Origin of the sequence: Pseudarthrobacter sp. L1SW (assembly GCF_020809045.1) — a bacterium.
GTDB lineage: Bacteria > Actinomycetota > Actinomycetes > Actinomycetales > Micrococcaceae > Arthrobacter.
In genome coordinates, this window is the sequence record NZ_CP078079.1 from 2,815,004 (window position 1) to 2,838,596 (window position 23,593).

A 23,593-nucleotide genomic window follows, 5' to 3' on the forward strand; every position below is an offset into this window, starting at 1 on the left:
CGGGCACAAGCGGCAGGACGGGGCGCCTCCCGCTACGGCCGGAGCAGCGCGCGGAGCGTCTGGATGGTGTCCGCTTCCGCCGCGGCCTTGTCGTCTCGGTAGCGCTTGACCCGCGCGAACCGCAACGCGATGCCGCCGGGATAGCGGGATGACTGCTGCACGCCGTCGATCGCTATTTCCACGACGGTAACGGGCTGCACCCACACCGTGCCTGCCGTGCGGCGAACCTCGAGCTCCTGGAAGCGCCCGGTCTGCCAGCGCAGCAGCTCATCCGTGAGGCCCTTGAAGGTCTTGCCCACCATCACGTAGCCGCCGGGTTCGCTAAATTCGCCGGTGGGGTCCAGGGCTCCGAGGTGCAGGTTCGACAGCAGCCCGGTGCGCCGGCCCGAGCCCCACTCGCAGGCGAGGACCACGAGGTCATAGGTGAGCACCGGCTTCACCTTGATCCAGTTGGAACCGCGCCGGCCGGCCGCGTAGGGCGATCCCACGGCCTTCACCACCACGCCCTCGTGCCCGGCTGCGAGCGCATCACGGGACACCCTCTCTGCGACGGCTGCATCGGCCGTGATCTCGCCGGGGATCCGGAGCCCGGGCGCGATGCTATCAAGCACGCCGATGCGGGTGGACAGCGGCTCGTCAAGCAGGTCCCGCCCGTCAAGGTGCAGCACATCGAAGAACCAGGGGTGCAGCAGCGTTTCGCGGACAGCGTCCGCCCCGAACCGGGACATGGTCTCCTGGAACGGCCGCGGGCCCCCGTCCTCGTCCAAGGCGAGCGTCTCGCCGTCGAGGATCACGTCCCGCACGTCGAGGCCGCGAATCGCCGCCACCACCTCGGGCAACCGGTGGGTCACGTCGGCCAGGGTGCGGGTGTAGATGCGCACGTCGTCGCCGGTGCGGTGCACCTGGATGCGCGCGCCGTCGAGCTTGTATTCCACGGACGCCTCCCCGGTGGCTTCCAGCGCCGCGCTGGCGCTGGCCGCGGTTGAGGCGAGCATGGGCTGCACCGGACGCCCGACGACGAGGCCGACGGCGTCCAGCTGGGCGGGCGTTCCGGTGATGGCCAGCAAGGCGGTCCCGCCGAGATCGCCGGAGAGCATGGCCGCGCGGCGGACGGCCTCGACGGGCCGGTCGGAGGCACGGGCCACCGCATCCGTCAGTACACCCTCCAGGGCACCGGTCCGCAGTTCTCCGAGCAGCACGCCGGCGATGAATGCCTGCTCGCGTTCAGTGGCTGCCGCCGTGAGCGTCCTGAGCGTCGCGGCGCGTCCTGCTGCCGATCCCGCGCCTGCTGTTGCAAGCAGCCGGTCCAACGCAACATCGAGGTCCGCGACAGTCAGGCTCGGCTCGGCGGCGGGCTCCCCCATGGCGGCTGACATGCCGCGCCAGCCGACCCCTACCCGGCCTTGGCGGGGCTTGGCAACCAACAGCCCAACCGCCGTCGCGATCTCTGCGGGCTCAAGCCGGCGCAGCAGGTGGGCCAGCGCGTCCACCTTCACGAGCCGGGACCGGGTGGACGCCACGGCATCCGCAGTTCTGACAAGCTCGTCCAGCAGCATGGCAATCAGTCTGCCACGCACGTGGACGGACGGCTGGCCGCTGATGCTGGACAGCGCGAAATGCCAGTTCCAGACTGGACCCATGGGAATCATCGTCGCGAACCTGTTCATGACCCTCGACGGCGTCTACCAGGCGCCCGGCGGCCGCGAGGAGGACACCGCGGGCGGCTTCGCCTTCGGTGGGTGGCAGGCGCCGGTGTCCGACGACGAGGCTGAAGCGTCCATCGAGGCTGGGATCAACCAGATCGACGCCCTGCTTCTCGGCCGGAAGACCTACGACATCTTCGCTTCCTACTGGCCCCACCAGTCCGGCGACATTGGCGGCACGCTCAACCGCGTGCCCAAGTACGTTGTCTCCGGCACCCTCACCGCTCCTGGCTGGGCGGGCACAACAGTCCTGCCGGATGCCGAGGCCGCGGGCCGGCTGCGGAAGGACTACGAGCAGGTCCATATGTTCGGCAGCGGCGTCCTCATCCGTTCGCTGCTCGCGGCAAATGTGCTCGACCGCCTCCACCTCTGGCTGTACCCGGTCACCCTGGGGCAGGGCAAGCGCCTTTTCGACGCCGGGACCATCCCCGCCACGTTCCGCCTCGCCGAGCCGGCGCGCAGCTTCCCGAAGGGGGCGGTGTCGCTGGTCTACGAGCGCGCGGGGGGCGTGGAGACCCAGGACATGCCGGGGACTTGATCCCTAGGCCCACAAAAAACCGGCCCAGCGGATGCTGGACCGGTTTTTTGTGCATGCACGGTTGCCCGCACGGAGCCACAGGTCAGTGGCTGTGGCCTGCGTGCTCGTCTTCCTCGGCAGGCTTTTCGACAACCAAGGTCTCGGTGGTGAGGACCAGGGCAGCGATGGAAGCTGCGTTGCGGAGGGCGGCGCGGGTGACCTTGACGGGGTCGATCACGCCGGCGGCGATCAGGTCCTCGTACTCGCCCGACTTGGCGTTGAAGCCGTTGTTGGTTTCGAGCTCGGCAACCTTGGCGGTGATGACGTAGCCGTCGAAGCCGGCGTTCTGGGCAATCCAGCGCAGCGGCTGGACCAGCGCGCGGCGGACGATGCCCACAGCAGCGGCGGCGTCGCCTTCGAGCGCCTTGACAGCAGGGTCCTCGTCCAGTGCCTTCAGGGCGTGGATCAGGGCCGAGCCGCCGCCGGCGACGATGCCTTCTTCAAGGGCAGCGCGCGTGGAGGAAACAGCGTCCTCGATGCGGTGCTTCTTTTCCTTGAGCTCAACCTCGGTGGCTGCGCCGACCTTGATGACGCCGATGCCGCCGGCCAGCTTGGCCAGGCGCTCCTGGAGCTTTTCACGGTCCCAGTCGGAGTCGGTGCGGGTCAGCTCGGCGCGGAGCTGGGCGACTCGTGCTGCCACGTCTTCGGCCGAACCTGCGCCGTCGACAATGGTGGTGTTGTCCTTGGTTACCGTGATGCGGCGGGCGGTACCCAGCACCTCAAGGCCGACGGTGTCCAGGCTGAGGCCCAGTTCCGGGGAGACAACCTGCGCACCGGTGAGGGTGGCGATGTCCTGCAGCATGGCCTTGCGGCGGTCGCCGAAGCCGGGAGCCTTGACGGCCACGACGTTCAGGGTGCCGCGGATGCGGTTGACGATCAGCGTGGACAGGGCCTCACCGTCGATGTCTTCAGCGATGATGAACAGCGGCTTGGAGCTCTGCAGGGCCTTTTCCAGCAGCGGCAGGAATTCCTGCACCGCGGAGATTTTGCCCTGGTTGATCAGGATGAGGGCATCCTCAAGGACTGCTTCCTGGCGTTCCGCGTCGGTGACGAAGTACGGGGACAGGTAGCCCTTGTCGAACTGCATGCCCTCGGTGAGGACCAGTTCGGTCTGGGTGGTGGAGGACTCCTCGATGGTGATCACACCATCCTTGCCCACCTTGCCGAAGGCCTCGGCGAGGAGCTCGCCGATCTCGTCGCTCTGGGCGGAGATTGCTGCAACGTTGGCCACCTGGGTGCCTTCAACGGGGCGGGCGTTCTCCAGCAGGCGTGCTGCAACGGCTTCAACGGAAACCTCGATGCCCCGCTTGATCTGGCCGGGAGCAGCGCCTGCCGCTACGTTGCGCAGGCCTTCCTTGACCAGGGCCTGCGCCAGGACGGTTGCCGTGGTGGTGCCGTCACCGGCAACATCGTTGGTCTTGGTGGCCACTTCCTTGGCCAGCTGCGCGCCAAGGTTCTCGTAGGGGTCGTCCAGTTCCACTTCGCGGGCGATGGTGACGCCGTCGTTCGTGATGGTGGGAGCGCCCCACTTCTTGTCCAGGACGACGTTGCGGCCGCGGGGGCCGAGCGTCACCTTGACGGTGTTGGCGAGCTTATCGATGCCGGCTTCAAGAGACCGGCGGGCAGCGTCATTAAACGCAAGCTGCTTTGCCATGGTTTTGTCCTTTCAAGACAGAACCCCGCGCAGCTGACCAGCAGAATGCAAGACCAGCGGCACGGGGATCCGGGGAGTTACTTTACGACGATCGCCAGGACGTCGCGGGCGGACAGCACGAGGTACTCGGTGCCGCCGGTCTTGACTTCGGTTCCGCCGTACTTGGAGTAGATAACGACGTCGCCGACGGCTACGTCGACAGGAACGCGGTTGCCGTCTTCGAAGCGGCCGGGGCCTACAGCAACAACTTCGCCTTCCTGGGGCTTCTCCTGCGCGGAGTCCGGGATGACCAGGCCGGAAGCCGTGGTCTGCTCGGCTTCGAGCGGGCGGACAACAATACGATCCTCAAGAGGCTTAATAGAGACCGACACTCGGACCTCTCCTTTTCGTCAGCAAATTCGTGGACTGGAAAGCATTCCGCCGTGGCTGGCAAACCGTCGTCGCGGTGCCGGCAGCAGCCTGGCTGGCAGCTCTTCATGTATTAGCACCCTCCTAGGGAGAGTGCTAATGAAGACTCTATGTAAGGGTTAGCACTCGGTCAAGGCGAGTGCCAGCATTTCGTCACGGGCGGACACCATCCATGTACATTTGACCGGTGCGAGCAGCCCTGTACCTGACCCTTGCCACCCTCTTCTGGGCGGGCAACTTCGTTGTAGGGCAGGCCGCCATGGAAACCATGCAGCCGCTCCAGTTGACCTTCTGGCGCTGGGCCCTGGCTGCCGTGCCGCTGCTGGTCCTTGCCCAGGCCGTTGACCGGCCCGACTGGCGCGCTGTCCTGCGCCGCTGGCGCATGCTCCTGCTCCTGAGCTGCCTGGGCATGAGCGCCTACACACTGCTGCTCTACAGCGCACTGGGACACACCTCGGCCCTGAACGCTTCCCTGGTGACTGCCGCGAACCCGGCCCTGATCATGGTCCTGGCCGCCATCCTGCTCCGGGACAGGCCGGGCCCGCTGAGCTGGGTGGGCGTTGCCCTGGGCCTGGCAGGGGTCCTGCTGGTCCTCACCGGCGGCAACCTGCAGCGGCTGCTGACTTTCTCCATCGACGCCGGTGAATTGCTGATCGTTGCGGCCATCACCGTCTGGGGTTTTTACACCATCACTGCGCGCAGGCTGTCCGTCCCGGCGATTACGTCTACCGCGGTGCAGGTGGCCATGGCGGCCGTTGTCCTGGTCCCCTTTGCGGTGGCAGCGGGAGCCGGGCTGCCGGCCACTCCCTCGGAGGGCTGGTCGCTGGCGTACATCGCCCTGTTCCCCTCGCTGGGTTCCTACCTGCTCTGGAACCTGGCCCTCAAGCGCACCACGGCTGCCAACGCCGGCAACTACCTGAACCTCATCGCAGTGTTTACCGCCATCATCACCATTACCTTGGGGCAGCCCATCACCGTCCCCCAGGTCCTGGGCGGCATCCTGGTTATTTCAGGCGTCCTGCTCACCAGTGCGGGCAGCAAGCCACCTCAGCGGCCCAGGTCGTCGAAGTCGACGTCCTCTCCGCCGTCGGCCTCCCCCGGGGAATTCCGCCCCCGGTAGAGGAGGAAGGCAGAAGCCAGGGCAGTCAACAGGGATGCGACAAGGAAGACGACGCTGCCGGCCCGGGCACCGTCGTAAAGCCCGCGGATATCCCGGGCCTCCTGGGTGTCGTCCTGGATGTTGTTGCCGCCCACCGAGTAGACCGTGGCGTTGAAGGTGTCCAGGAAGAAAATGACCACCAGGAGCGCGAGGCACACCACGGCCACCACCGAACTGGCGATCAGTGCCGGCCGGGCAAACCTCGCCAGCCCGCCGTCCCCGGGTTGGGGCTGACGGGACTGCTGGGGACCTGCACTCTGGTTCATGGCTTCAACACTATCGGCATCGCGGCGTGCCGCTCCTCCACTAGGCTGGAACCCATGGCTCACGCTCCCCAGGACCAGATTGCACCGCTGCTCACCCCTGAAGGCTGGGAGCTCCTGGCGTCCCTGGGCCCCTACCAGGAGGAGAAATCCTTCGAGCTGAACTCCGCCCTCCGCAAGGCAGGCCACTCCCCCGAACTGGTTTCCGCCGTCCTCACCCAGTCCAGGCTCCGCACCAAGGCCGCCGCGAAATTCGGTGAGTTCGCCCGCAGCATGCTGTTCACCCAGGCGGGGCTGGAACAGGCAACCCGGCTGAACGTAGCCGCCCGCCACGCCCAACGGTTCGCCGAGGCCGGCATCCGCCACGTGGCGGACCTCGGCTGCGGCCTCGCTGCGGACTCGCTGGCGCTGGCATCGATGGACATCAACGTCACCGCCGTCGAGATGGACGAGACGACGGCGGCCTGCGCCACGGTGAACCTCATTCCGTTCCCCAACGCCACAGTGGTCCACGCGGACGCCACGGCTGTGCCGCTGGACGGGGTCGACGGCGTCTGGCTGGATCCCGCGCGCCGCGTCACCTCCAGTTCGGGGACCAAACGGATTTGGGACCCGGAAGCATTCTCTCCGCCGTTGTCCTTCGTGGAGAAGCTGGCGGCGTCCGGGCTGGCCGTGGGCGTCAAGATGGGGCCCGGCATGCCGCATGAGTCCGTTCCGCCCGGCTGTGAGGCGCAGTGGGTTTCGGTAGCCGGCGACGTCACCGAGGTGGCGCTGTGGTTCAACGCGGTGCGCCGGCCCGGAGTCCGCCGGGCTGCGCTGGTGCTCGGCGCCCAGGGCGCGGCCGAGCTGACCAGCGGCGAGGACTTTGGGGCGGGGCCAGCGGCACCGGTGGGGCCGGTGGAGGGATACCTGTACGAACCGGACGGCGCCGTGATCCGGGCCGGCCTGGTGGCCGACGTCGCACTGCAGCTGGACGGGCACCTGGTGGATGAGCACATCGCCTACATCTGCGCTCCCCGCCTGGTGGACACCCCGTTCGCGCGCGCCTACAAGGTCCTGGACGTGATGCCGTACAACGTGAAGGCGCTGAAGGCCTGGGTGAAGGCGGAGGGCATCGGCGTGCTGGACATCAAGAAGCGCGGCACCGCCGTCACACCCGAAGAACTGCGCAAGCAGTTGCTGCCCGCAGGGAAGAACCCAGCCGGGAAGAATGCAGGGGGGAAAGCAGCTGGCAAGAAGGCCGGGGCCAAAACAGCCACCCTGGTCCTGACCCGCATTGGGGAGGACCGGGTGGCCATCGTGGTGGAGCCGGTGCAGGGCACTGCCGGCGAAGAAACGGCTACTGCGCGCGCATGAACTCCTCGGCGGCACGCACCTGCCCGGCCGTGGGCCGGACGCCGGTGTAGAGCACAAACTGCTCCAGCGCCTGGATGGTGGCCACTTCCGCACCGGTAATTACCGGCTTACCTGCCGCCCGTGCTGCCTTGACCAGTGGCGTCTCGGCAGGCAGCGCAACGACGTCGAACACCACGCGGGCGGCGGCGATCGCTTCCTGCGGAAAGGCGAGCGACTCAGCCTCCGGCCCTCCGGCCATGCCGATGGGGGTGACGTTGATGATCAGGTCAGCCGTCCCGCCGTCGAGCGCTGCCCGCCATTGGAAGCCGTACTGTTCGGCGAGCGCCCGGCCCGTGCTTTCGTTCCGCGCGAGGACAGTGACGTCGGTGAAGCCGGCGTCGCGCAGCGCCGCGACGGTCGCCTTGGCCATCCCGCCAGCGCCCTGGACCAGGACGGAGTAGCCGGTGGGCACCTTGTTGGTGGCCAGAAGCTGTTCGATTGCCGTGTAGTCGGTGTTGTAGGCCTTGAGGTGCCCGTCAGTGTTCACGATGGTGTTCACGGAATCGATGGCCTTGGCGGAGGGGTCCATCTCGTCCACGAGGGCGATCACATCTTCCTTGTACGGCATGGAGATGGCGCAACCCCGGATGCCCAGCCCGCGGACCCCGGCGATGGCCTGTTCCAGGTTGGTGGGGGCGAACGCCTTGTAGATCCAGTTAAGGTTCAGCTGCTCATACAGGTGGTTGTGGAAGCGGGTCCCGTTGTTGCTGGGCCGGGCCGAGAGCGAGATGCAGAGGGTCATGTCTTTATTCAGAATGGGCACCCCACCATTTAACCCGCTCCCTCCCAACTGGGTAGCGCCAAGTGTCGTTTTGGGGGTTCAAAACGACACTTAGCGCTACTTAGTTGGGTTAGGGGCAGCCGGTTCCCGCGGGGAAGCTTCCGACGGCGGCGGGCAGCTTCCCGGGGGCGGGCGCCTTTCCTGCCAGGACGGCGGCCAGGGCGTCGAAGGCGCCATCGCTGCGGCCATAGAGGGCCATCTTCACCGGAGCGGCCGAGTCCTGCAGCGGCCAGGGAGCATCGAGGGCGACGGCGATGTCCCCTTCCGCCCCGCGCCCGCCGTAGCCGATCAGGGTGACCAGCGGCCCGGAGCCCACGGACAGTCCGGCCCGGCCGGCAGCAGCTTCAAACCGGGCCCTGTCCGCCGGCCCGCCGCCGGCCACCCGCACCGCCCCCGGCACCAGCGGGCCGGTGCACGGTCCGGAGAGCATGGTGACTGCAGCGGCCGAAACCCGGGCTGAGAGGGATCCCCCGCTTCCCGCCGGCGCACCGGTTGCCGCAGCAGTCCGGCCGTGCCACGCCATCATGGTGGCCACCCGCCGGGCGGCTTCATCCAGGCGTTCAGCCGGCAGGCTGCCGGATGCAACGGCCTGGACAATGGCCGCATGCGCCTGCGCCACGTCGGCCGGCATGAGCAGGAGGTCCGCACCGGCGGCGAGGGCCATCACGGCGGCCGTTCCGCCGGGGTACTGCTTGGTCACCGCGCCCATGTTCAGGGCGTCCGTCACCGCCACCCCTTTGAAGCCCAGGCCCCGCAGCGCCGCGTACGTGGGTCCCGAGAGCGACGCCGGGACGCCGGGTTCCAGCGCCGGGACGGCGATGTGTCCGGTCATCACCATCGGCGAACCGGCGGCGACGGCGGCCTCGAACGGCTTCCAGTCGCGGCCGCTGAGTTCCGCAACGGACGCGGGCTGCACGGGGAGGCCCACGTGGGAATCAACGGCCACCGAGCCGTGCCCCGGGAAGTGCTTGACGGCCGGCAGGACTCCAGCGGCGAGCATCCCCTGGGCGAACGCGACGCCGAGGGAGGCGGCAGCGCCCGGGTCCGAGGACATGGACCTGGCACCGATGGTGGGGTCCTTCGGGCCGATGGTGACGTCCGTATCGGGAGCGAAATCCACGTTGAACCCCAGCGGCACAAGCTCAGCCGCCAGCCCCTGCCCTGCCTCCTTGGCCAGCGGCGCGCTCCCGGCTGCCCCGTAGCTCATGGGCGTGGGCCATTCCGTCAGGGGCGGCCCCAGCCTGGCAACCTGGCCGCCTTCCTGGTCCACCGCGATGATCCCGGGCCAGGGGCGGCCGGCTGCGGCCTGGGCCAGCCGCTGGTTGATCGCAGCCATGCCGGGCACGTCCATCCTGCCCTGGGGGTCGAGCGGAACGTTGTCGCCCATGATGATGGACCCGGCAAGGTGCAGGCGCTCGATGGCGGCAGCGTGGGCCTCCACCTCCCTGCCCTTGAAGAACGGCAGGAGGACCTGCCCCGCTTTCTCTTCGGTGGTCATCGCGGCCACGGCGGCGGCGGCCTTGTCCGCGTCGCGCTGCTGGGGACCCCAACCCAGTGGCCTGGCACCCGGATCAGGTGCCGGCGAGGAGGTGGCGGGCGCCGTCGTGGTACCCGTAGGGGTGGGCGGGGCTGGAGCGGAAGGGGCCGACGACGGGACGGGCCCGGGTGCGGCCATGCAGGACGCCAGGGCTACTGCGGCAGAGGCTGCCGCCAGGAGTGGGAGGGTTTTGTTAGGACTGTCACGCAGGTGTTGGAACAAGGCCATCAATACGATGCTACCCCTGCACTAGACTTGAACCACCCGTTCGCCTGCCGGCAACAGCCTGTCAGTGACGGCGTGAGCCAGCGGCAAACAGGACAGTTAGGAAATGCGTGAAGATCGATTTCGCCCCCTCAAGGCAGTCAACCCTGGGCGTTGAATGGGAACTCGCGCTGGTGGACGGCAGGACAGGCGAACTCGCATCCGTTGCCAATGAGGTGCTCCGCGGCGTTGCCTCACGCCACCCGGAACTGAACGATGACGACGAGCACCCGCACATCAAGCAGGAACTGCTGCTGAACACTGTTGAGCTGGTGACCGGCATCTGCGAGACCGCCGCTGAGGCCAAGGAAGACCTGAGCCGCTCGCTGGCTGCCGTCCGCGAAATCACCGATCCCATGGGCGTGGAGCTCTTTTGCGCGGGAAGCCACCCGTTCAGCCCGCCGCAGCTCCAGCCGGTGACGGACAAAGCCCGCTACGCCAAGCTGATCGACCGCACCCAGTGGTGGGGCCGGCAGATGGTCATTTACGGTGTGCACGTCCATGTGGGGCTGGACCGCCGCGACAAGGCCCTGCCGGTGCTGGACGGCCTGGTCAACTACTTCCCGCACTTCCAGGCGCTCTCCGCATCAAGCCCGTTCTGGGGCGGCGAGGACACGGGCTACGCTTCGCAGCGCGCTCTGATGTTCCAGCAGCTCCCCACCGCCGGGCTGCCGTTCCAGTTCCGCTCATGGGAGGAATACGAGTCCTACGTCCAGGACATGTTCACCACCGGCGTGATCGACACCCTCTCGGAGATCCGCTGGGACATCCGGCCGGTGCCCAACCTGGGGACCATCGAGATGCGCATTTGCGACGGCCTGGCCACGCTCGAGGAAGTCGGCGCCATCGCCGCCCTCACCCAGTGCCTGGTGGACGAGTTCTCCACCATCCTGGACAATGGCGGCACCATCCCCACCATGCCGCCGTGGCACATCCAGGAAAACAAGTGGCGCGCGGCCCGCTACGGCATGGACGCCATCATCATCCTGGACGCCGCGGGCAAGGAGCAGCTGGTCACCGAGCACCTGCTGGAGACCCTGAACCGGCTTGAGCCCGTGGCTGCCAAGCTTCGTTGTGCCGACGAACTTGCTGATGTGGAGAAAATCATCCGCCGAGGTGCCGGCTACCAGCGCCAGCGCCGCGTGGCGGCTGAACACGGCGGGGACCTACGGGCCGTGGTCCTGGACCTGGTCAAGCAGATGCGCAACGGCCCCACCGCCTGACTTCCCCTGCCGAATCGGGGCACTTCAACACGCACACGCCGGCCGCCCTCGTGATTTACGACGGCGGCGCCCCCAAAGTGCCCCGCGACGGTTGGCGGGACGCCCTGCCGTCAGGCGGGCAGGGAGACCGACGTGACCGGCATGGACGAGTCCGGTGCGAAATGGATGCCGCTGGGTTCCACTCCCGCCATCACCAGCTGCGCGCCCAGCGCGGCCACCATGGCGCCGTTGTCCGTGCAAAGGTCCAGCGGCGGCACATGCAGCCGGATCCCGGCGGAGGCGCAGCGCTGGCCGGTGAGCTCGCGGAGACGGGAATTTGCCGCCACGCCGCCGCCCAGGAGCACGTCCTTGATGCCGTGCTCACGGCAGGCCAGCACCGCCTTGGACGAGATGATGTCCACCACGGCCTCCTGGAAGGCGGCGGCGATGTCAGCCACCGGAATCTCTTCGCCGCGCGCCTCGAACTGCTCCACGCACCGGGCCACCGCGGTCTTGAGGCCGCTGAAGGACCAGTCGTAGCGGTGCTTGCCGGGCTCTTCGGCGGTGCCCATGTACTTCGGCTGGCTCAGGCCGCGGGGGAAGCGGATGGATTTCGGGTTGCCGGTGCGGGCCACCTTGTCGATGGCGGGCCCGCCCGGGTAGCCGAGGCCGAGGATCCGCGCCACCTTGTCATAGGCCTCGCCGGCGGCGTCGTCGATCGTGGAGCCGAGGAGCACCACGTCGTCGGTGATGCTGTTGATTTTCAGGATTTCCGTGTGGCCGCCGGAGACCAGCAGCGCGCCGAGGTTGTCCGGAAGCTGCGGGGCGGCGCTGCCCTGCCGGGCGGCGTTCTTCCCGTCCAAAAGTCCCACGCCCACATGGGCCACCAGGTGGTTGATGGCGTACAGGGGTTTGCCGGTGGCCACGGCCAGGGCCTTGGCCGCGCAGACGCCCACCATGAGGGCCCCGGCCAGGCCGGGTCCCGAGGTGACGGCGATGGCATCCACCTCGTCGAGGGTGACGCCGGCCTCGGAAAGCGCCTGCTCCAGGGTGGGAACGAAGGCGTCCAGATGGGCCCGGGAGGCGATCTCGGGAATGACGCCACCGAAACGGACGTGCTCGTCCATCGAGGAGGACACGGTGTTGGTCAGCAGCGTTGTTCCGCGGACCACGCCGACGCCTGTCTCGTCGCAGGACGATTCGATGCCCAGCACCAGTGGCTGCGAGCGGTTCATGGCTGGCCTCCTTCCTTGGGATTCACGTCGTCGGCGCCGGTTCCTGGGGTGCCTGTTGCAGAGGTGCCTGTTGCAGGGGTGCCGGCGAGCTGGAGGCGCATGATGAGGGCGTCGGTGCCGTCGCGGTAGTACCGGGGGCGGATGTGGATCTGTTCGAAGCCGAAGCGGACGTACAGCTGCTGGGCACGCGGGTTGTCCGCCCGTACCTCCAGTAGGACGTCTGCTGCCCGCCTGCGTCGGGCTTCGTCGATGAGGCTGGTGAGCAGCGCAGTGCCGATGCCCCGCCCCTCATATTCAGGGACGACGGCGATGGTCTGGACGTCCGCGATGGGCTCGATGCACATCAGGCCGGCGTAGCCCACGATGCCGTCACTGCCCTGCGCCACCAGGTAGCGGCGGGTTTCCGGCTGGGACAGTTCGTCAAGGAACATCTGCAGGGGCCAGGCATCCACCGGGAAGAGCCGCTGCTCCAGGGCACTGACGGCGGGAATGTCATCCAGTGTCATGTCGCGGACAGTGATGCCGTGGCTGCGGGGGTCGGCGTTCACAGGGCCCTCTTCCTCGGTCCGGGCACCTGGGCGTCGGATTCCCTGAGGTACAGCGGAGTGGAGTCCAGGAGCCCGTTGCCTTCCGCCAGCCGGGCAAGCGCGAACTTTCCCAGGAACAGGGCGTCCGGCTGTTCCTCCGTGAATCCGGGGTGGGCATCCAGGGCATCCGCGTACAGGCCGGCGCCGGCGCCGAAGGCCGGCAGGTCCGGCAGCTCGCCCGCGAAACTGACGTGGGGGCCGTCCTCCAGGACCGGAAGCTGGCCGTCCGCAACGCTGTAGCGCGCCCAGTAGACCTCTTTCCGGCGGGCGTCGGTCACCACCAGGAACTCCGCGACGGCTGCAGCGGATTCCGCCACCTCCAGGGCCACGGCGTCCAGGCTGACCAGCCCGTAGAGGGGCCTTCCCCAGACAAAGGCCAGGGTCCGGGCGGTCGCAATTCCAGACCGCAGTCCGGTGAACGGCCCGGGTCCCACACCCACCACCAGGGCGTCGATGTCCTGCCCGGCCACGCCGGCACCGGCGAGCAGGTCCTCGATTCCCGGGGCCAGCACTTCGGCATGGCTGCGGGTGTCCTCGGTGGAGAAGCTGGCCAGCACGTGCCCGGGAGCCTCGGATGAGACCAGGGCGGCGCTGGCAACGGCGGAGGTGTCAATGGCGAGGACCAGCATCAGCGGACCCCTTCCGTGGCGGCGCCGAGTTCAGGGGCGGCAGCCCACCGCGGGCCGTACCCGCGCATGACGATGGTGCGCGGCTCGTCCATGTCCTCTGTGTCGAAGTCCAGGCCAGCAGACTGCAGCCCTGCAGAGGACGCGCCGGCAGAGGGCAGGCCGGCTCCGAGTCCGATCGCCCGGTGCAGGTCGATCTCCAGCCTGCTCTCGCTAAGGTGTTCCACCCGGTCCCGGCCCCACTCCACCACCGTGACGGCGGAGTCCATGGTGTTTTCCAGGTCGATGTCGTCGATTTCGGCAGCGGAACCCAACCGGTATGCGTCCACATGGACCAGGTCCGGGCCGCCGGGCCGTGGACCGTCGGCCAGGTTGGGGTGGATGCGGACCAGGACGAACGTGGGGGAAATGATGCCCTCCCGGACGCCCAGCCCTTCTCCCAGCCCCTGTGTGAAGGTGGTCTTCCCGGCACCCAGCTCACCGCTCAGCACCAGCAGGTCCCCGGCCTCCAGGGCCGCCGCAAGGCTGACGGCGAGCGCATGGGTCTGCTCCGCCGTCGTGGCTGTGAAAGTCTTTTCCCAGTTGGGCAGGGCAGCCTCGCCGTTGGTGCTCACGAGGACGTCTCCTGGCTGGACGCGGAGCGCTGGTCCTCTTCGTTGACGAAGTACCGCGGCACCCTGGGGCTGATCCTGGTGACGATCTCGTAATTGATGGTTCCGGCTGCGCGCGCCCAGTCATCGGCGGTAGGGCCGCCGTCCGCGCCGTCGCCGAACAGCTCCGCCTCCGCGCCTAGCAGGTCCGCGCCGCCGGGGCCGTCGTCGCCCATGTCGATGACCATCTGGTCCATCGCAATCCTGCCCACCACGGGGTATGTCCTGCCCGCCACCCGCACCGGCCCGCCGGTGGCAACCCGCGGGACGCCGTCGGCATAGCCCATCGGAATCAGTCCCAGCGTGCTGGGGCCGCTGGTGTGGTAGCGGAGGCCGTAGGAGACGCCTTGGCCGTCCGGCACGCCCTTGCACTGTGACACCAGGGTCCGCAGGGTCATGGCCGGTCGGAGTCCCAGCTCGGCGGAGCTCTGCCCGCTGAAGGGCGAGAGACCGTAAATGCCAAGGCCCACCCGGACCAGGTCGAAGTGGGTGTCCGGCCGGGAGAGCGTGGCCGGGGTGTTGGCCAGGTGCCGGACCTCCGGGTCCACGCCGGCGTCCTCGGCAACGGCGAGGACTTCCCGGAACGTGGCCAGCTGCTGGTCTGTTTCGGGGCGCTCGGGCTCATCGGCAACCGCAAGGTGGGAGAAGATTCCCACCACCCGCAGCAGGCCCTGGTCCTGGTATTCCATGGCTTCGCCCACCAGCTGGTCCCAGGTGTCCAGGGCGGCTCCGTTCCGTCCCAGGCCGGTGTCCACTTTCAGGTGGATGCGGGCGGGGCGCTCCTGTTCCCGGGCCGCGGCCACGACGCTTTCCAGCTCCCAGCCCGAGCAGCCAATATCGACGCCGGCCGCCACAGCAGCACCAAAGTTGCTTTCCGTGGTGTGCAGCCAGGCGAGCAGCGGCGCCTCGATGCCGGCAGCGCGCAGCGCCAGCGCCTCGGATATGTGGGCCACCCCCAGCCAGGAGGCGCCTGCCTCCAGGGCGGCCCGCGCCACCGGAACCGCGCCGTGCCCGTACGCATCAGCCTTCACCACGGCCATGACTTTCGCCGGGGACGCGGCAGCGGCCAGGCGCCGGACGTTGTGCCGGATGGCGTCGAGGTCGATCACGGCGGACCGTTCATATCGGGGGCCGTGCCCCGGGGCAGCACTGGATTCTCCGGTTGTTGCGGGGTAAGTCACCCTAGTGATTCTAGTGCTGGCGCTTCAGGCCGAATAATCCGTCAGGCGTCCGAGAGGTGGGCGATGGTGGCCGACGCCCGGCGCTGGGCGGCGAGCGGGACATCCTGGATGATGTCGGCGAGGAAGCCGAAGCGCCGCAGCCATTGGCTCGTCTGCCGTTCGGGACGGGCGTTGGCGCGCTTCCACCAGTCGGCAATGTCGCCCCAGCCGGGGGCAGCCAGCGATCCGCCCACCTCCTGCACCGCCAGCGAGGCGCAGAGGTTGGCGAAGCGCAACCTGTTGCCCAGCGGCCAGCCGGCCAGGCTGCCAACGATGAACGCGGCGTCGAAGCAGTCCCCCGCGCCGGTGGGATCGTAAGCCTTGACCGGCAACGAAGGTACCCATTCCTCTTCCCCCGTCTCGGAATCCACGGCCATCGCGCCCTGGGCGCCGAGCGTCACCACCGCCACCGGGACCCGGTCCGCCAGCGCGTAGAGGGCGGTCCACGGATCGTCCTTCCCCGTGAAGGCCATGGCCTCGCGCTGGTTGGGGAGGAAGGCATGGAAGTACTGCAGGTTGTCCAGCCGGGCGGGCGCCCATTCTCCGCTGGGGTCCCAGCCGACGTCGCCGAACAGCTTGACCCCCGCGTGGTGCGCTGCCTTGGCCCACGGCTCGATCTCCCTGCCCACTTCCGCGATGCCTGCGAGCGCAGGGGGCGGGTCCCCGATCAGCTCGGAGGAGGTGATCGGGGCTGCGTGGCCGTGGGTCACCATGGACCGGTCCTTCTCCACGCAGAGGGAGACTGTGACGGGCGAGTGCCAGCCGGGCACTTTTTGCGACAGCGTGAGGTCCACATGCTCCTGGCCGGACAGGATCTTCCAGTTGAAGTCCCCGTAGCCGTCGTCCCCGAACGCGGCCGCCAGCCCTGTCTTCAGGCCCAGCCGGGCCGCAGCGATGGCCTGGTTGGCAACCCCGCCGGGGCAGCTGCCCATGCCGTCGCTCCAGATTTCGGTGCCGGGCTCCGGCGCGTGCGGAAGGCCGGTGAAAATGATGTCCTGGAAGACAGTTCCGGCCAGCAGCACATCGAATCCGGGCGTGGACGGCGGGCGGACAGCTGCCAGGGGGTCGAACGGGCGGGCTGGGATCGCGTCCATGTCCGCACACTACGCCCTGCCGCTGACATCCGGTAGGGGCCCGCCCGGCACGGGCCTAGACTGCTGGTTATGCGGCTTCTTATTGCCGGCGGCGGGGGTTTCCGGGTGCCGCTGATCTACCGGGCACTGGCATCCGGCCGCTTTGCCGGGATGGTCACCGACCTTGTGCTGTACGACGTCGACCCCGCCCGCCTCGATGCTGTCACCGCTGTTCTCCGCAGCATGCCGGAAGCGCCGGGTGCGCGCCTTGCCGTCCATCCCACCACCGACCTTGTGGAGGCGCTGGCAGGTGCCGGGATGGTGTTCGCCGCCATCCGGCCGGGCGGTACCGCGGGACGGGTTGCGGACGAAAGAGTGGCGCAGGACCTTGGCCTGCTGGGCCAGGAAACAACCGGCGCCGGCGGGATTTCCTACGCCCTGCGGACCATCCCGCACATGCTCCGCCTGGCCCGGCTGATGAAGGAGCATTGCCCGGATGCCTGGCTGATCAACTTCACCAACCCCGCCGGAATGGTCACGGAGGCGCTGCTTCCCGTGCTGGGCGGGAAGGTGATCGGCATCTGCGACTCCGCAGGGGCCCTGGTGCAGCGGGCCGCACGGGCGGCCGGCGCGGCGCTTCCGGAAGGACGGCTCGACGGCGTGGGCTACTACGGGCTCAACCACCTGGGCTGGCTGTACCGGCTGGAGTCCGCCGGGCGGGATGTGCTGCCGGAGCTACTTGAGGACCCGCGGGTGCTGGGCTCGTTCGAGGAGGGCCGGCTGTTCCCGCAGCCGTTCCTGGCCGGCCTTGGCGCACTGCCCAACGAATACCTCTATTACTACTACCAGCACGACGCCGCGCGGACGGCGATGCGCGCGGCGTCCCGTACCCGCGGCGAGACCATCCACGGCCAGCAGCAGGAGCTTTATCCGCGGCTGGCCGCAGCCGGCACCGATGCCTTCCGGCTGTGGGAAGAGGCGCGCCGGTCCCGCGAGGAGGGCTACCTGGCCGAGGCCCGCAGTGAAAGTGGGCAGCGGGACGAGGAGGACTTGGCGGGCGGCGGCTACGAGCGGGTTGCCCTTGCCGCGATGCACGCCCTGTCCGGTGCAGGCGACACCCAGCTGATACTCAACACCCGCAACTCGCTGCCCGCATCACAGCAACCCGGGCCGGACGCCGCCGTGCCACCCGCCGCCCAGCCAGCCACTGCTCAACCAGCCACTGCTGAACCGGCGATTCCGGGGCTGGCGGCGGACGCCGTCGTCGAAGTTCCCTGCACGGTGACCACCAACGGCGCCGTACCACTGGCCCAGCAGGCTCCCCCGGAGCCGCAGCTGGCACTGCTCCGGCGGGTGAAGGAGGTGGAGCGGCTGACGGTGCGGGCGGCCACGGACGGGAACCGGGACGCTGCCCTGGAGGCGTTCACGCGCCATCCCCTGGTGGATTCCCGGGAGCTGGCCGTGCAGCTGCTGGCGGGCTACGAGCGGGAGTTCCCGGCCCTCCGGGACCTGTGGCGCCGTGGCGGGCGTTGAGGGAGGAGTAGTGTTTTATCGGATGCGCACACTACCGGCGCTGCCAGGACACGCCGGTGGCCGGAAGGAGGTCCCATGGCACTGATCCGCAGGGTCGCTTTGCTCTCCCTCCACACCTCCCCCATGGAGCAGCCGGGCTCCGGCGACGCCGGCGGGATGAACGTCTACATCCGCGAACTTGCATCAGCCCTGGCCGAGGCAGGGGTTGAGGTGGAGATCTTCACCCGGTCCACCTCAGCCAACCAGCCCGCCGTCGAACATCCGGATCCCGGCGTCTGCGTGCACAACGTCCTGGCCGGGCCCCTGAAGAAGATCCCCAAGGAAGAGCTTCCGGGCCTGCTGCACAGCATGGTGGCTGAGATCGAGCAGATCCGCCGCCGCCAGCCGCACGGGCGCTACGACGTGATCCATTCGCACTACTGGGTCTCGGGAATTGCGGGGCTGGAGCTGTCCGCACTCTGGGGCGTGCCGCTGGTCCACACCATGCACACGATGGCCAAGGTCAAGAACCTCCTGCTCGAATCAGGTGAACAGCCGGAGCCGCGGCGGCGGGAACTGGGCGAGCACAACATTGTTGACGGCGCGGCCCGGCTCATCGCCAACACGAGCGCCGAGGCAGCAGAACTGGTGTCGCACTACGGCGCCACGTACGACCGGATCGACATCGCCCCGCCCGGCGTGGACCTCAGCACCTTCACGCCTGCCTTCCGGGCCAGGTCCAGGGCAGAGCACGGCATCGGTCCAGGGACGTTCCACCTTGTGTTCGCCGGCCGCATCCAGCGGCTGAAGGGGCCCCAGGTCCTGGTCAGGGCCGCCGCGCTCCTTCGGCGGCGCCGCCCGGACATCGACCTCCGGGTTACCATCCTCGGATCGTTGAGCGGGAACAAGGAATTCAACCTCCGGCGCCTGGTCTCCGAGGCGGAAATGGACGACGTCGTCACGCAGCTTCCGCCGGTCAAGGCACCTGAGCTGGCGGCCTGGTTCAGGGCAGCGGACGTGGTGGTCATGCCCTCCTTCAGCGAATCCTTCGGGCTGGTGGCGCTCGAAGCGCAGGCCTGCGGCACACCCGTGGTGGCCACCCGGGTGGGCGGGCTGTCACGGGCGATCTTCCATGGCAGGACCGGACTGCTGGTGGACGGGCACCACGCCGCCGACTGGGCGGACGCGCTGGAGGCCCTGTACGACGATCCCGCCACCCGCGAAGACATGGGGCGGGCCGCCGCCATCCGCGCCCAGAACTCCGGATGGGCCCGCACTGCGGCGATCACGCTCGAAAGCTACCATGCCGCCGTCGACCGCTACTCGGGGAGCCGGCTGGTGCAGGCCTTTCCGGCCTCATGACTGTTCCCCTCCACGCAAACCTGACCGTACCCGCCAAACAGAAGGACAATGATGCCCTCCACCCCAAGTGACCTGGAGATCGCCAGGGCGGCACGGATCCGGCCCATCGAGGAAATAGCTGCTGCGGCCGGCATTAACGCCGACGCCCTGGAACAGTACGGGCGCTACAAGGCGAAGATCGACCCCGCGCGGCTGCAGGCTCCTGCTCCGGCCGGGAAGGTGGTGCTGGTCTCCGCAATGTCCCCCACGCCCGCCGGCGAGGGGAAGTCCACCACCACGGTGGGGCTGGCGGACTCCCTGGCCCGGGCGGGCCACAAGGTGATGATCGCCCTGCGCGAGCCGTCGCTGGGCCCGGTCCTGGGCATGAAGGGCGGCGCCACCGGCGGCGGCTACTCCCAGGTGCTGCCGATGGACGAAATCAACCTCCACTTCACCGGCGATTTCCACGCCGTGACGGCCGCCAACAATGCCCTGATGGCGCTGGTGGACAACCACATCTACCAGGGGAACCAGCTCAACATCGACCCCCGGCGCATGACGTTCAAACGGGTCCTGGACATGAACGACCGCGCCTTGCGGGAAGTGGTCATCGGGCTGGGCGGGCCCACCCAGGGGATTCCGCGGCAGGACGGTTTCGACATCACGGTGGCGTCCGAAATCATGGCGGTCTTCTGCCTGGCGACTGATGTGGCAGACCTCCGTTCCCGACTGGGCCGGATCACGTTCGGCTACACCTTCGACCGGGCCCCTGTCACGGTTGCGGACCTGGGCGTGCAGGGTGCGCTGACGCTCCTGCTGAAGGAAGCCATCAAACCCAACCTGGTGCAGACCATCGCCGGCACCCCCGCCCTTGTCCACGGCGGTCCCTTCGCCAATATTGCCCACGGCTGCAACTCGCTGATTGCCACCCAGACGGCCCGGCGGCTGGCGGACATCGTGGTCACGGAAGCTGGCTTCGGCGCCGACCTGGGCGCCGAAAAGTTCATGGACATCAAGGCCCGGACCGCCGGCCTGGCGCCTTCAGCGGTTGTGGTGGTGGCAACCGTGCGCGCCCTGAAAATGCAGGGCGGGGTGGCCAAGGACCAGCTCACCGTGCCGGACCTGGCCGCCCTCGAGGCCGGTGTGGCAAACCTGCGCCGGCACGTCCGGAACGTGGAGAAGTTCGGGGTGCCGCCCGTGGTGGCCATCAACAGGTTCGCGTCCGATTCCGCTGAGGAACTCGACTGGCTGCTGGCCTGGTGCGCCGCGGAGGGCGTTCCGGCCGCCGTCGCCGATGTCTGGGGGCATGGGGGCGGAGGCGACGGCGGGGACGAACTTGCCGCGGTTGTAGCCCAGGTAGCCGCCCGCCCGAACAGCTTCCGGCACCTGTACCCCCTGGAACTGCCGGTGGAGGACAAGATCCGGACCATCGCCCAGGAGATCTATGGGGCGGACGGCGTGGATTTCTCGGTTCCTGCCTTGAAGCGGCTGGCGGATATTGAGCGGAACGGGTGGGGCGGGCTGCCGGTGTGCATGGCCAAGACGCAGTACTCGTTTACGGACGACGCGTCCCGCCTCGGCGCACCCAAGGGCTTCACCATCCACGTGCGGGACCTCCTGCCCAAGACCGGCGCAGGGTTCATTGTGGCGCTGACCGGAGCGGTCATGACCATGCCGGGCCTGCCTGCGGCCCCGGCGGCAATGCGGATGGACGTGGACAGCGACGGCAACCCCGTGGGCCTCGCCTAGCGCCCCGCCGCCCCCTGCGACGCTCTCTCACTTAACGTGGGCTTTCCACAGACGCTCTCTCACTTAACCTGGCCTTTCCACAGACGCCCTCTCACTTAACGTGGGCTTTCCGGCGATCCTCTCGCATGTTCCGGCGAGTCAGGGACTCTGGCGGCCGCCGCCAGTGCGGCCACAAGGGCCGGGTCGGCATGCCCACCCGGCCGCAACGACGCGGCGCTCCCCCACCAGAGTGAGAGAGCGCCGCGTGAATACCCACATTAAGTGAGAGAGGATCGTCCAGAAACCGACGTTAAGTGAGAGAGGGTCGCAAGGGGGCAGACGGGCTCAACGCTTAGCGCTCGAGGTCTCCGCGGATGAAGGCTTCCACCTTTTCGCGGGCGAGGTCGTCGTTGAACTGCTCCGGCGGGGACTTCATGAAGTAGCTCGATGCCGAAAGCAGGGGTCCGCCGATGCCGCGGTCCAGGCCGATCTTGGCGGCGCGGATGGCATCGATGATCACGCCGGCGGAGTTGGGTGAGTCCCAGACCTCCAGCTTGTACTCAAGCGACACGGGCGCGTCGCCGAAGTTGCGGCCCTCAAGGCGTACAAACGCCCACTTGCGGTCATCGAGCCACTGGACGTAGTCGGACGGGCCGATGTGCACGTCCTTGGCGGCCAGTTCGGCTTCCACGTTGGACGTGACGGCCTGGGTTTTCGAGATCTTCTTGGACTCCAGCCGGTCGCGCTCCAGCATGTTCTTGAAGTCCATGTTACCGCCGACGTTCAGCTGGTAGGTGCGATCCAGGGTGACACCGCGGTCTTCGAACAGCTTGGCCATGACGCGATGCGTGATGGTGGCGCCGATCTGGCTCTTGATGTCGTCGCCCACGATCGGCACGCCGGCGGCGGTGAACTTGTCAGCCCACTCCTTGGTTCCGGCGATGAACACGGGCAGGGCGTTGACGAAGGCAACCCCGGCGTCGATGGCGCACTGGGCGTAGAACTCTGCAGCTTCCTGCGAGCCGACGGGCAGGTAGCAGACCATAACGTCAACGTTGGCGTCCTTGAGTGCCTGGACAACGTCCACGGGCTCTTCGGTGGACTGCTCGATGGTCTCGAGGTAGTACTTGCCGAGGCCGTCGAGGGTGTGCCCGCGCTGGACGGTGATGCCGGTGGGCGGCACGTCGGCGATCTTGATGGTGTTGTTTTCGCTGGCCAGGATGGCGTCGGCCAGGTCAACGCCGACCTTCTTGCCGTCGACGTCGAACGCGGCGACGAACTCAACGTCACCCACGTGGTACTGGCCGAACTCAACGTGCATCAGGCCGGGGATCGTGGCCTTGGGGTCTGCGTCCTTGTAGTAGTGGACGCCCTGGACCAGCGAAGCGGCACAGTTTCCTACGCCGACGATTGCAACACGAATCGGATGTGAAGACACGGAACTCCTTTGAGGACAAACGTCAGCCGGCCGGTTCGGCTTCGGAGGAAGTACGACGGCGGCCGGCAGGCACGGCGCCGCGCGGCGCCTTTTCATAGTACCCAACGGAGTGGGACAAGGGAGTGTTCCCCTGTCCCACTCAGTGAAACAGCCGTAACGGAGTCAGACGGTCTGCTTCCAGAGGTTGATGTCCGATTCCACGGCGAATTCATCGATGGCGTTCAGCTCATCCGCGGTGAAGTCGAGATTGTTGATGGCGGACAGGGTGTCCTCCAACTGCCGGACGCTTGAGGCACCGATCAGGGCGGACGTGACCGGCGAGCCCTTCGGCTGGTCCCGCAGGATCCACGCGACGGCCATCTGGGCCAGGGACTGCCCGCGGCCCTCGGCGATCCTGTGCAGGCCCCGGACCCGGTCCAGCTTCTCGTCGGTGATCAGGCCTTGGTCCAGGGACTTGTGCTGCGCGGCCCGGGAATCGGCGGGAATGCCGCTGAGGTACCGGTCCGTCAACATGCCCTGGGCAAGCGGTGAGAAGGCGATGGAGCCCGCCCCCACCTGGTCCAAAGCCTCGTAGAGGTTGGGGGTGCCGTTCTCGGTCCAGCGGTTGAGCATGGAGTAGCTGGGCTGGTGGATCAGCAGCGGCGTGCCGAGTTCCTTCAGGATCCGGGCCGCCTCAAGCGTCTGCTCCGGGGTGTAGGAGGAGATGCCGGCGTAGAGTGCCTTGCCCGAACGGACGGCGTGGTCCAGGGCGCCCATCGTCTCTTCCATCGGAGTCTCGGGATCCGGCCGGTGGCTGTAGAAGATGTCCACGTAGTCCAGGCCCATGCGCTGCAGGGACTGGTCCAGGCTGGAAATGAGGTATTTGCGGGAGCCCCATTCCCCGAACGGGCCAGGCCACATGTAGTAGCCGGCCTTGGTGGAGATGATGAGTTCGTCGCGGTAGGGCTTGAAGTCGTCACGCAGGTGCCGGCCGAAGTTGGTCTCGGCCGATCCGGCGGGCGGGCCGTAGTTGTTGGCGAGGTCGAAGTGGTTCACGCCGAGGTCGAAGGCGCGGCGGAGGATGGCGCGCTGTTCGTCAAAGGGCTTGTCGTCGCCGAAGTTGTGCCAGAGGCCGAGGGAGATGGCCGGGAGTTTGAGTCCGCTGCGGCCGACGCGGCGGTAGGGCATGGATTCGTAGCGGTCTTCCGCCGCGGAGTAAGTCATAGGTCCCATCCTGCCAGCTGTGACGCGGGCAACAACC

Annotated in this window: 21 protein-coding genes; 7 read left to right on the plus strand and 14 right to left on the minus strand. The window is 68.1% G+C overall.

Going from position 1 to position 23,593, the window contains the following annotated elements:
- Positions 1 to 32: 32 nt before the first annotated feature.
- A complete protein-coding gene (locus tag KTR40_RS12935) occupies positions 33 to 1,556 on the minus strand; it encodes an ATP-dependent DNA ligase (RefSeq protein WP_228406141.1) in 1,524 nt (507 codons plus the stop codon).
- 82 nt (positions 1,557 to 1,638) lie between these two features.
- On the opposite strand from KTR40_RS12935, the gene KTR40_RS12940 reads away from it, so the two are divergent.
- Positions 1,639 to 2,241 carry a dihydrofolate reductase family protein gene (locus KTR40_RS12940; RefSeq protein WP_228403981.1) on the plus strand — a complete coding sequence of 201 codons (603 nt, stop codon included), beginning with the start codon at positions 1,639 to 1,641 and terminating at the stop codon, positions 2,239 to 2,241.
- An 82-nt stretch (positions 2,242 to 2,323) separates the two neighbouring features.
- Here the strand turns inward: KTR40_RS12940 and groL are convergent, their stop codons facing one another.
- Both groL and groES read right to left on the minus strand, forming a co-directional pair.
- Entirely contained in the window at positions 2,324 to 3,934 is a 1,611-nt protein-coding gene (groL, locus tag KTR40_RS12945; protein ID WP_228403982.1) for a chaperonin GroEL, read from the minus strand.
- Positions 3,935 to 4,011: 77 nt separating this feature from the next.
- Positions 4,012 to 4,305 carry a co-chaperone GroES gene (gene groES, locus KTR40_RS12950; RefSeq protein ID WP_003805290.1) on the minus strand — a complete coding sequence of 98 codons (294 nt, stop codon included), beginning with the start codon at positions 4,303 to 4,305 and terminating at the stop codon, positions 4,012 to 4,014.
- A 224-nt stretch (positions 4,306 to 4,529) separates the two neighbouring features.
- Between groES and KTR40_RS12955 the strand changes: the two genes are divergently transcribed.
- The gene (locus KTR40_RS12955) at positions 4,530 to 5,462 is read left to right on the plus strand and encodes a DMT family transporter (protein ID WP_139029884.1); all 933 of its coding nucleotides are present in this window, start codon (positions 4,530 to 4,532) and stop codon (positions 5,460 to 5,462) included.
- On the opposite strand, the gene KTR40_RS12960 is transcribed toward KTR40_RS12955, so the two are convergent.
- A complete protein-coding gene (locus KTR40_RS12960) occupies positions 5,390 to 5,767 on the minus strand; it encodes a hypothetical protein (protein ID WP_139029885.1) in 378 nt (125 codons plus the stop codon). The genes KTR40_RS12955 and KTR40_RS12960 overlap by 73 nt on opposite strands.
- 54 nt (positions 5,768 to 5,821) lie before the next feature.
- Between KTR40_RS12960 and KTR40_RS12965 the strand changes: the two genes are divergently transcribed.
- Positions 5,822 to 7,120, plus strand: coding sequence for a class I SAM-dependent methyltransferase (locus tag KTR40_RS12965; protein ID WP_228403983.1), 1,299 nt, complete (start codon positions 5,822 to 5,824; stop codon positions 7,118 to 7,120).
- Here KTR40_RS12965 and KTR40_RS12970 read toward each other — a convergent pair.
- Both KTR40_RS12970 and KTR40_RS12975 read right to left on the minus strand, forming a co-directional pair.
- Positions 7,104 to 7,901: a shikimate 5-dehydrogenase gene (locus tag KTR40_RS12970; protein ID WP_139029899.1), complete on the minus strand. Its 798-nt coding sequence runs from the start codon at positions 7,899 to 7,901 to the stop codon at positions 7,104 to 7,106. The two genes, KTR40_RS12965 and KTR40_RS12970, sit on opposite strands and share 17 nt — an antisense overlap.
- 109 nt (positions 7,902 to 8,010) lie before the next feature.
- Positions 8,011 to 9,438 (minus strand): glycoside hydrolase family 3 N-terminal domain-containing protein, encoded by a 1,428-nt coding sequence (locus tag KTR40_RS12975; RefSeq protein WP_304940898.1) that lies wholly within the window; start codon positions 9,436 to 9,438, stop codon positions 8,011 to 8,013.
- A 374-nt stretch (positions 9,439 to 9,812) separates the two neighbouring features.
- On the opposite strand from KTR40_RS12975, the gene KTR40_RS12980 reads away from it, so the two are divergent.
- A complete protein-coding gene (locus tag KTR40_RS12980; protein ID WP_228403985.1) occupies positions 9,813 to 10,964 on the plus strand; it encodes a glutamate--cysteine ligase in 1,152 nt (383 codons plus the stop codon).
- Between the two features lie 110 nt (positions 10,965 to 11,074).
- Here KTR40_RS12980 and tsaD read toward each other — a convergent pair whose 3' ends face one another.
- The 6 genes from tsaD to KTR40_RS13010 are packed head-to-tail and all read right to left on the minus strand — an operon-like array spanning position 11,075 to position 16,355.
- Positions 11,075 to 12,178, minus strand: a complete 1,104-nt coding sequence (tsaD, locus tag KTR40_RS12985; protein ID WP_228403986.1) for a tRNA (adenosine(37)-N6)-threonylcarbamoyltransferase complex transferase subunit TsaD — start codon at positions 12,176 to 12,178, stop codon at positions 11,075 to 11,077.
- On the minus strand, positions 12,175 to 12,684 hold the full coding sequence (gene rimI, locus KTR40_RS12990; RefSeq protein ID WP_228406143.1) for a ribosomal protein S18-alanine N-acetyltransferase: 510 nt from the start codon (positions 12,682 to 12,684) through the stop codon (positions 12,175 to 12,177). The genes tsaD and rimI overlap by 4 nt, the downstream gene beginning before the upstream one ends.
- Before the next feature lie 38 nt (positions 12,685 to 12,722).
- Positions 12,723 to 13,394, minus strand: a complete 672-nt coding sequence (gene tsaB / locus KTR40_RS12995; protein ID WP_228403987.1) for a tRNA (adenosine(37)-N6)-threonylcarbamoyltransferase complex dimerization subunit type 1 TsaB — start codon at positions 13,392 to 13,394, stop codon at positions 12,723 to 12,725.
- On the minus strand, positions 13,394 to 14,005 hold the full coding sequence (gene tsaE, locus KTR40_RS13000) for a tRNA (adenosine(37)-N6)-threonylcarbamoyltransferase complex ATPase subunit type 1 TsaE (protein WP_228403988.1): 612 nt from the start codon (positions 14,003 to 14,005) through the stop codon (positions 13,394 to 13,396). The genes tsaB and tsaE overlap by 1 nt, the downstream gene beginning before the upstream one ends.
- Entirely contained in the window at positions 14,002 to 15,222 is a 1,221-nt protein-coding gene (gene alr / locus KTR40_RS13005; protein WP_228403989.1) for an alanine racemase, read from the minus strand. The genes tsaE and alr overlap by 4 nt, the downstream gene beginning before the upstream one ends.
- 41 nt (positions 15,223 to 15,263) lie before the next feature.
- Positions 15,264 to 16,355 carry a carbohydrate kinase family protein gene (locus tag KTR40_RS13010; RefSeq protein WP_139029892.1) on the minus strand — a complete coding sequence of 364 codons (1,092 nt, stop codon included), beginning with the start codon at positions 16,353 to 16,355 and terminating at the stop codon, positions 15,264 to 15,266.
- A 69-nt stretch (positions 16,356 to 16,424) separates the two neighbouring features.
- Here KTR40_RS13010 and KTR40_RS13015 point away from each other — a divergent pair, with 69 nt between their 5' ends.
- The 3 genes from KTR40_RS13015 to KTR40_RS13025 all read left to right on the plus strand — a co-directional run bounded on the left by KTR40_RS13015 (position 16,425) and on the right by KTR40_RS13025 (position 20,936).
- Positions 16,425 to 17,867 (plus strand): 6-phospho-beta-glucosidase, encoded by a 1,443-nt coding sequence (locus KTR40_RS13015; protein ID WP_228403990.1) that lies wholly within the window; start codon positions 16,425 to 16,427, stop codon positions 17,865 to 17,867.
- 75 nt (positions 17,868 to 17,942) lie between these two features.
- Positions 17,943 to 19,208: a D-inositol-3-phosphate glycosyltransferase gene (gene mshA / locus KTR40_RS13020; protein ID WP_139029894.1), complete on the plus strand. Its 1,266-nt coding sequence runs from the start codon at positions 17,943 to 17,945 to the stop codon at positions 19,206 to 19,208.
- 51 nt (positions 19,209 to 19,259) lie between these two features.
- Complete coding sequence (locus KTR40_RS13025) at positions 19,260 to 20,936, plus strand: formate--tetrahydrofolate ligase (RefSeq protein ID WP_228403991.1); 1,677 nt, start codon at positions 19,260 to 19,262, stop codon at positions 20,934 to 20,936.
- 331 nt (positions 20,937 to 21,267) lie between these two features.
- Here the strand turns inward: KTR40_RS13025 and KTR40_RS13030 are convergent, their stop codons facing one another.
- Together KTR40_RS13030 and mgrA are read right to left on the minus strand one after the other, a co-directional pair.
- A complete protein-coding gene (locus tag KTR40_RS13030) occupies positions 21,268 to 22,353 on the minus strand; it encodes an inositol-3-phosphate synthase (protein ID WP_228403992.1) in 1,086 nt (361 codons plus the stop codon).
- Positions 22,354 to 22,515: 162 nt separating this feature from the next.
- Positions 22,516 to 23,556 (minus strand): L-glyceraldehyde 3-phosphate reductase, encoded by a 1,041-nt coding sequence (gene mgrA / locus KTR40_RS13035; protein ID WP_228403993.1) that lies wholly within the window; start codon positions 23,554 to 23,556, stop codon positions 22,516 to 22,518.
- Positions 23,557 to 23,593: the final 37 nt, after the last annotated feature.

Bases quoted from the DNA above. Each gene is read 5' to 3' on its own strand.
- KTR40_RS12935 (WP_228406141.1), bottom strand. From the start codon at position 1,556: ATGCTGCTGGACGAGCTTGTCAGAACTGCGGATGCCGTGGCGTCCACC.
- KTR40_RS12940 (WP_228403981.1), top strand. From the start codon at position 1,639: ATGGGAATCATCGTCGCGAACCTGTTCATGACCCTCGACGGCGTCTAC.
- groL (WP_228403982.1), bottom strand. From the start codon at position 3,934: ATGGCAAAGCAGCTTGCGTTTAATGACGCTGCCCGCCGGTCTCTTGAA.
- KTR40_RS12960 (WP_139029885.1), bottom strand. From the start codon at position 5,767: ATGAACCAGAGTGCAGGTCCCCAGCAGTCCCGTCAGCCCCAACCCGGG.
- KTR40_RS12965 (WP_228403983.1), top strand. From the start codon at position 5,822: ATGGCTCACGCTCCCCAGGACCAGATTGCACCGCTGCTCACCCCTGAA.
- KTR40_RS12970 (WP_139029899.1), bottom strand. From the start codon at position 7,901: ATGACCCTCTGCATCTCGCTCTCGGCCCGGCCCAGCAACAACGGGACC.
- KTR40_RS12975 (WP_304940898.1), bottom strand. From the start codon at position 9,438: ATGACCACCGAAGAGAAAGCGGGGCAGGTCCTCCTGCCGTTCTTCAAG.
- tsaD (WP_228403986.1), bottom strand. From the start codon at position 12,178: ATGAACCGCTCGCAGCCACTGGTGCTGGGCATCGAATCGTCCTGCGAC.
- rimI (WP_228406143.1), bottom strand. From the start codon at position 12,684: ATGACACTGGATGACATTCCCGCCGTCAGTGCCCTGGAGCAGCGGCTC.
- tsaB (WP_228403987.1), bottom strand. From the start codon at position 13,394: ATGCTGGTCCTCGCCATTGACACCTCCGCCGTTGCCAGCGCCGCCCTG.
- KTR40_RS13010 (WP_139029892.1), bottom strand. From the start codon at position 16,355: ATGGACGCGATCCCAGCCCGCCCGTTCGACCCCCTGGCAGCTGTCCGC.
- KTR40_RS13015 (WP_228403990.1), top strand. From the start codon at position 16,425: ATGCGGCTTCTTATTGCCGGCGGCGGGGGTTTCCGGGTGCCGCTGATC.
- mshA (WP_139029894.1), top strand. From the start codon at position 17,943: ATGGCACTGATCCGCAGGGTCGCTTTGCTCTCCCTCCACACCTCCCCC.
- KTR40_RS13025 (WP_228403991.1), top strand. From the start codon at position 19,260: ATGCCCTCCACCCCAAGTGACCTGGAGATCGCCAGGGCGGCACGGATC.
- mgrA (WP_228403993.1), bottom strand. From the start codon at position 23,556: ATGACTTACTCCGCGGCGGAAGACCGCTACGAATCCATGCCCTACCGC.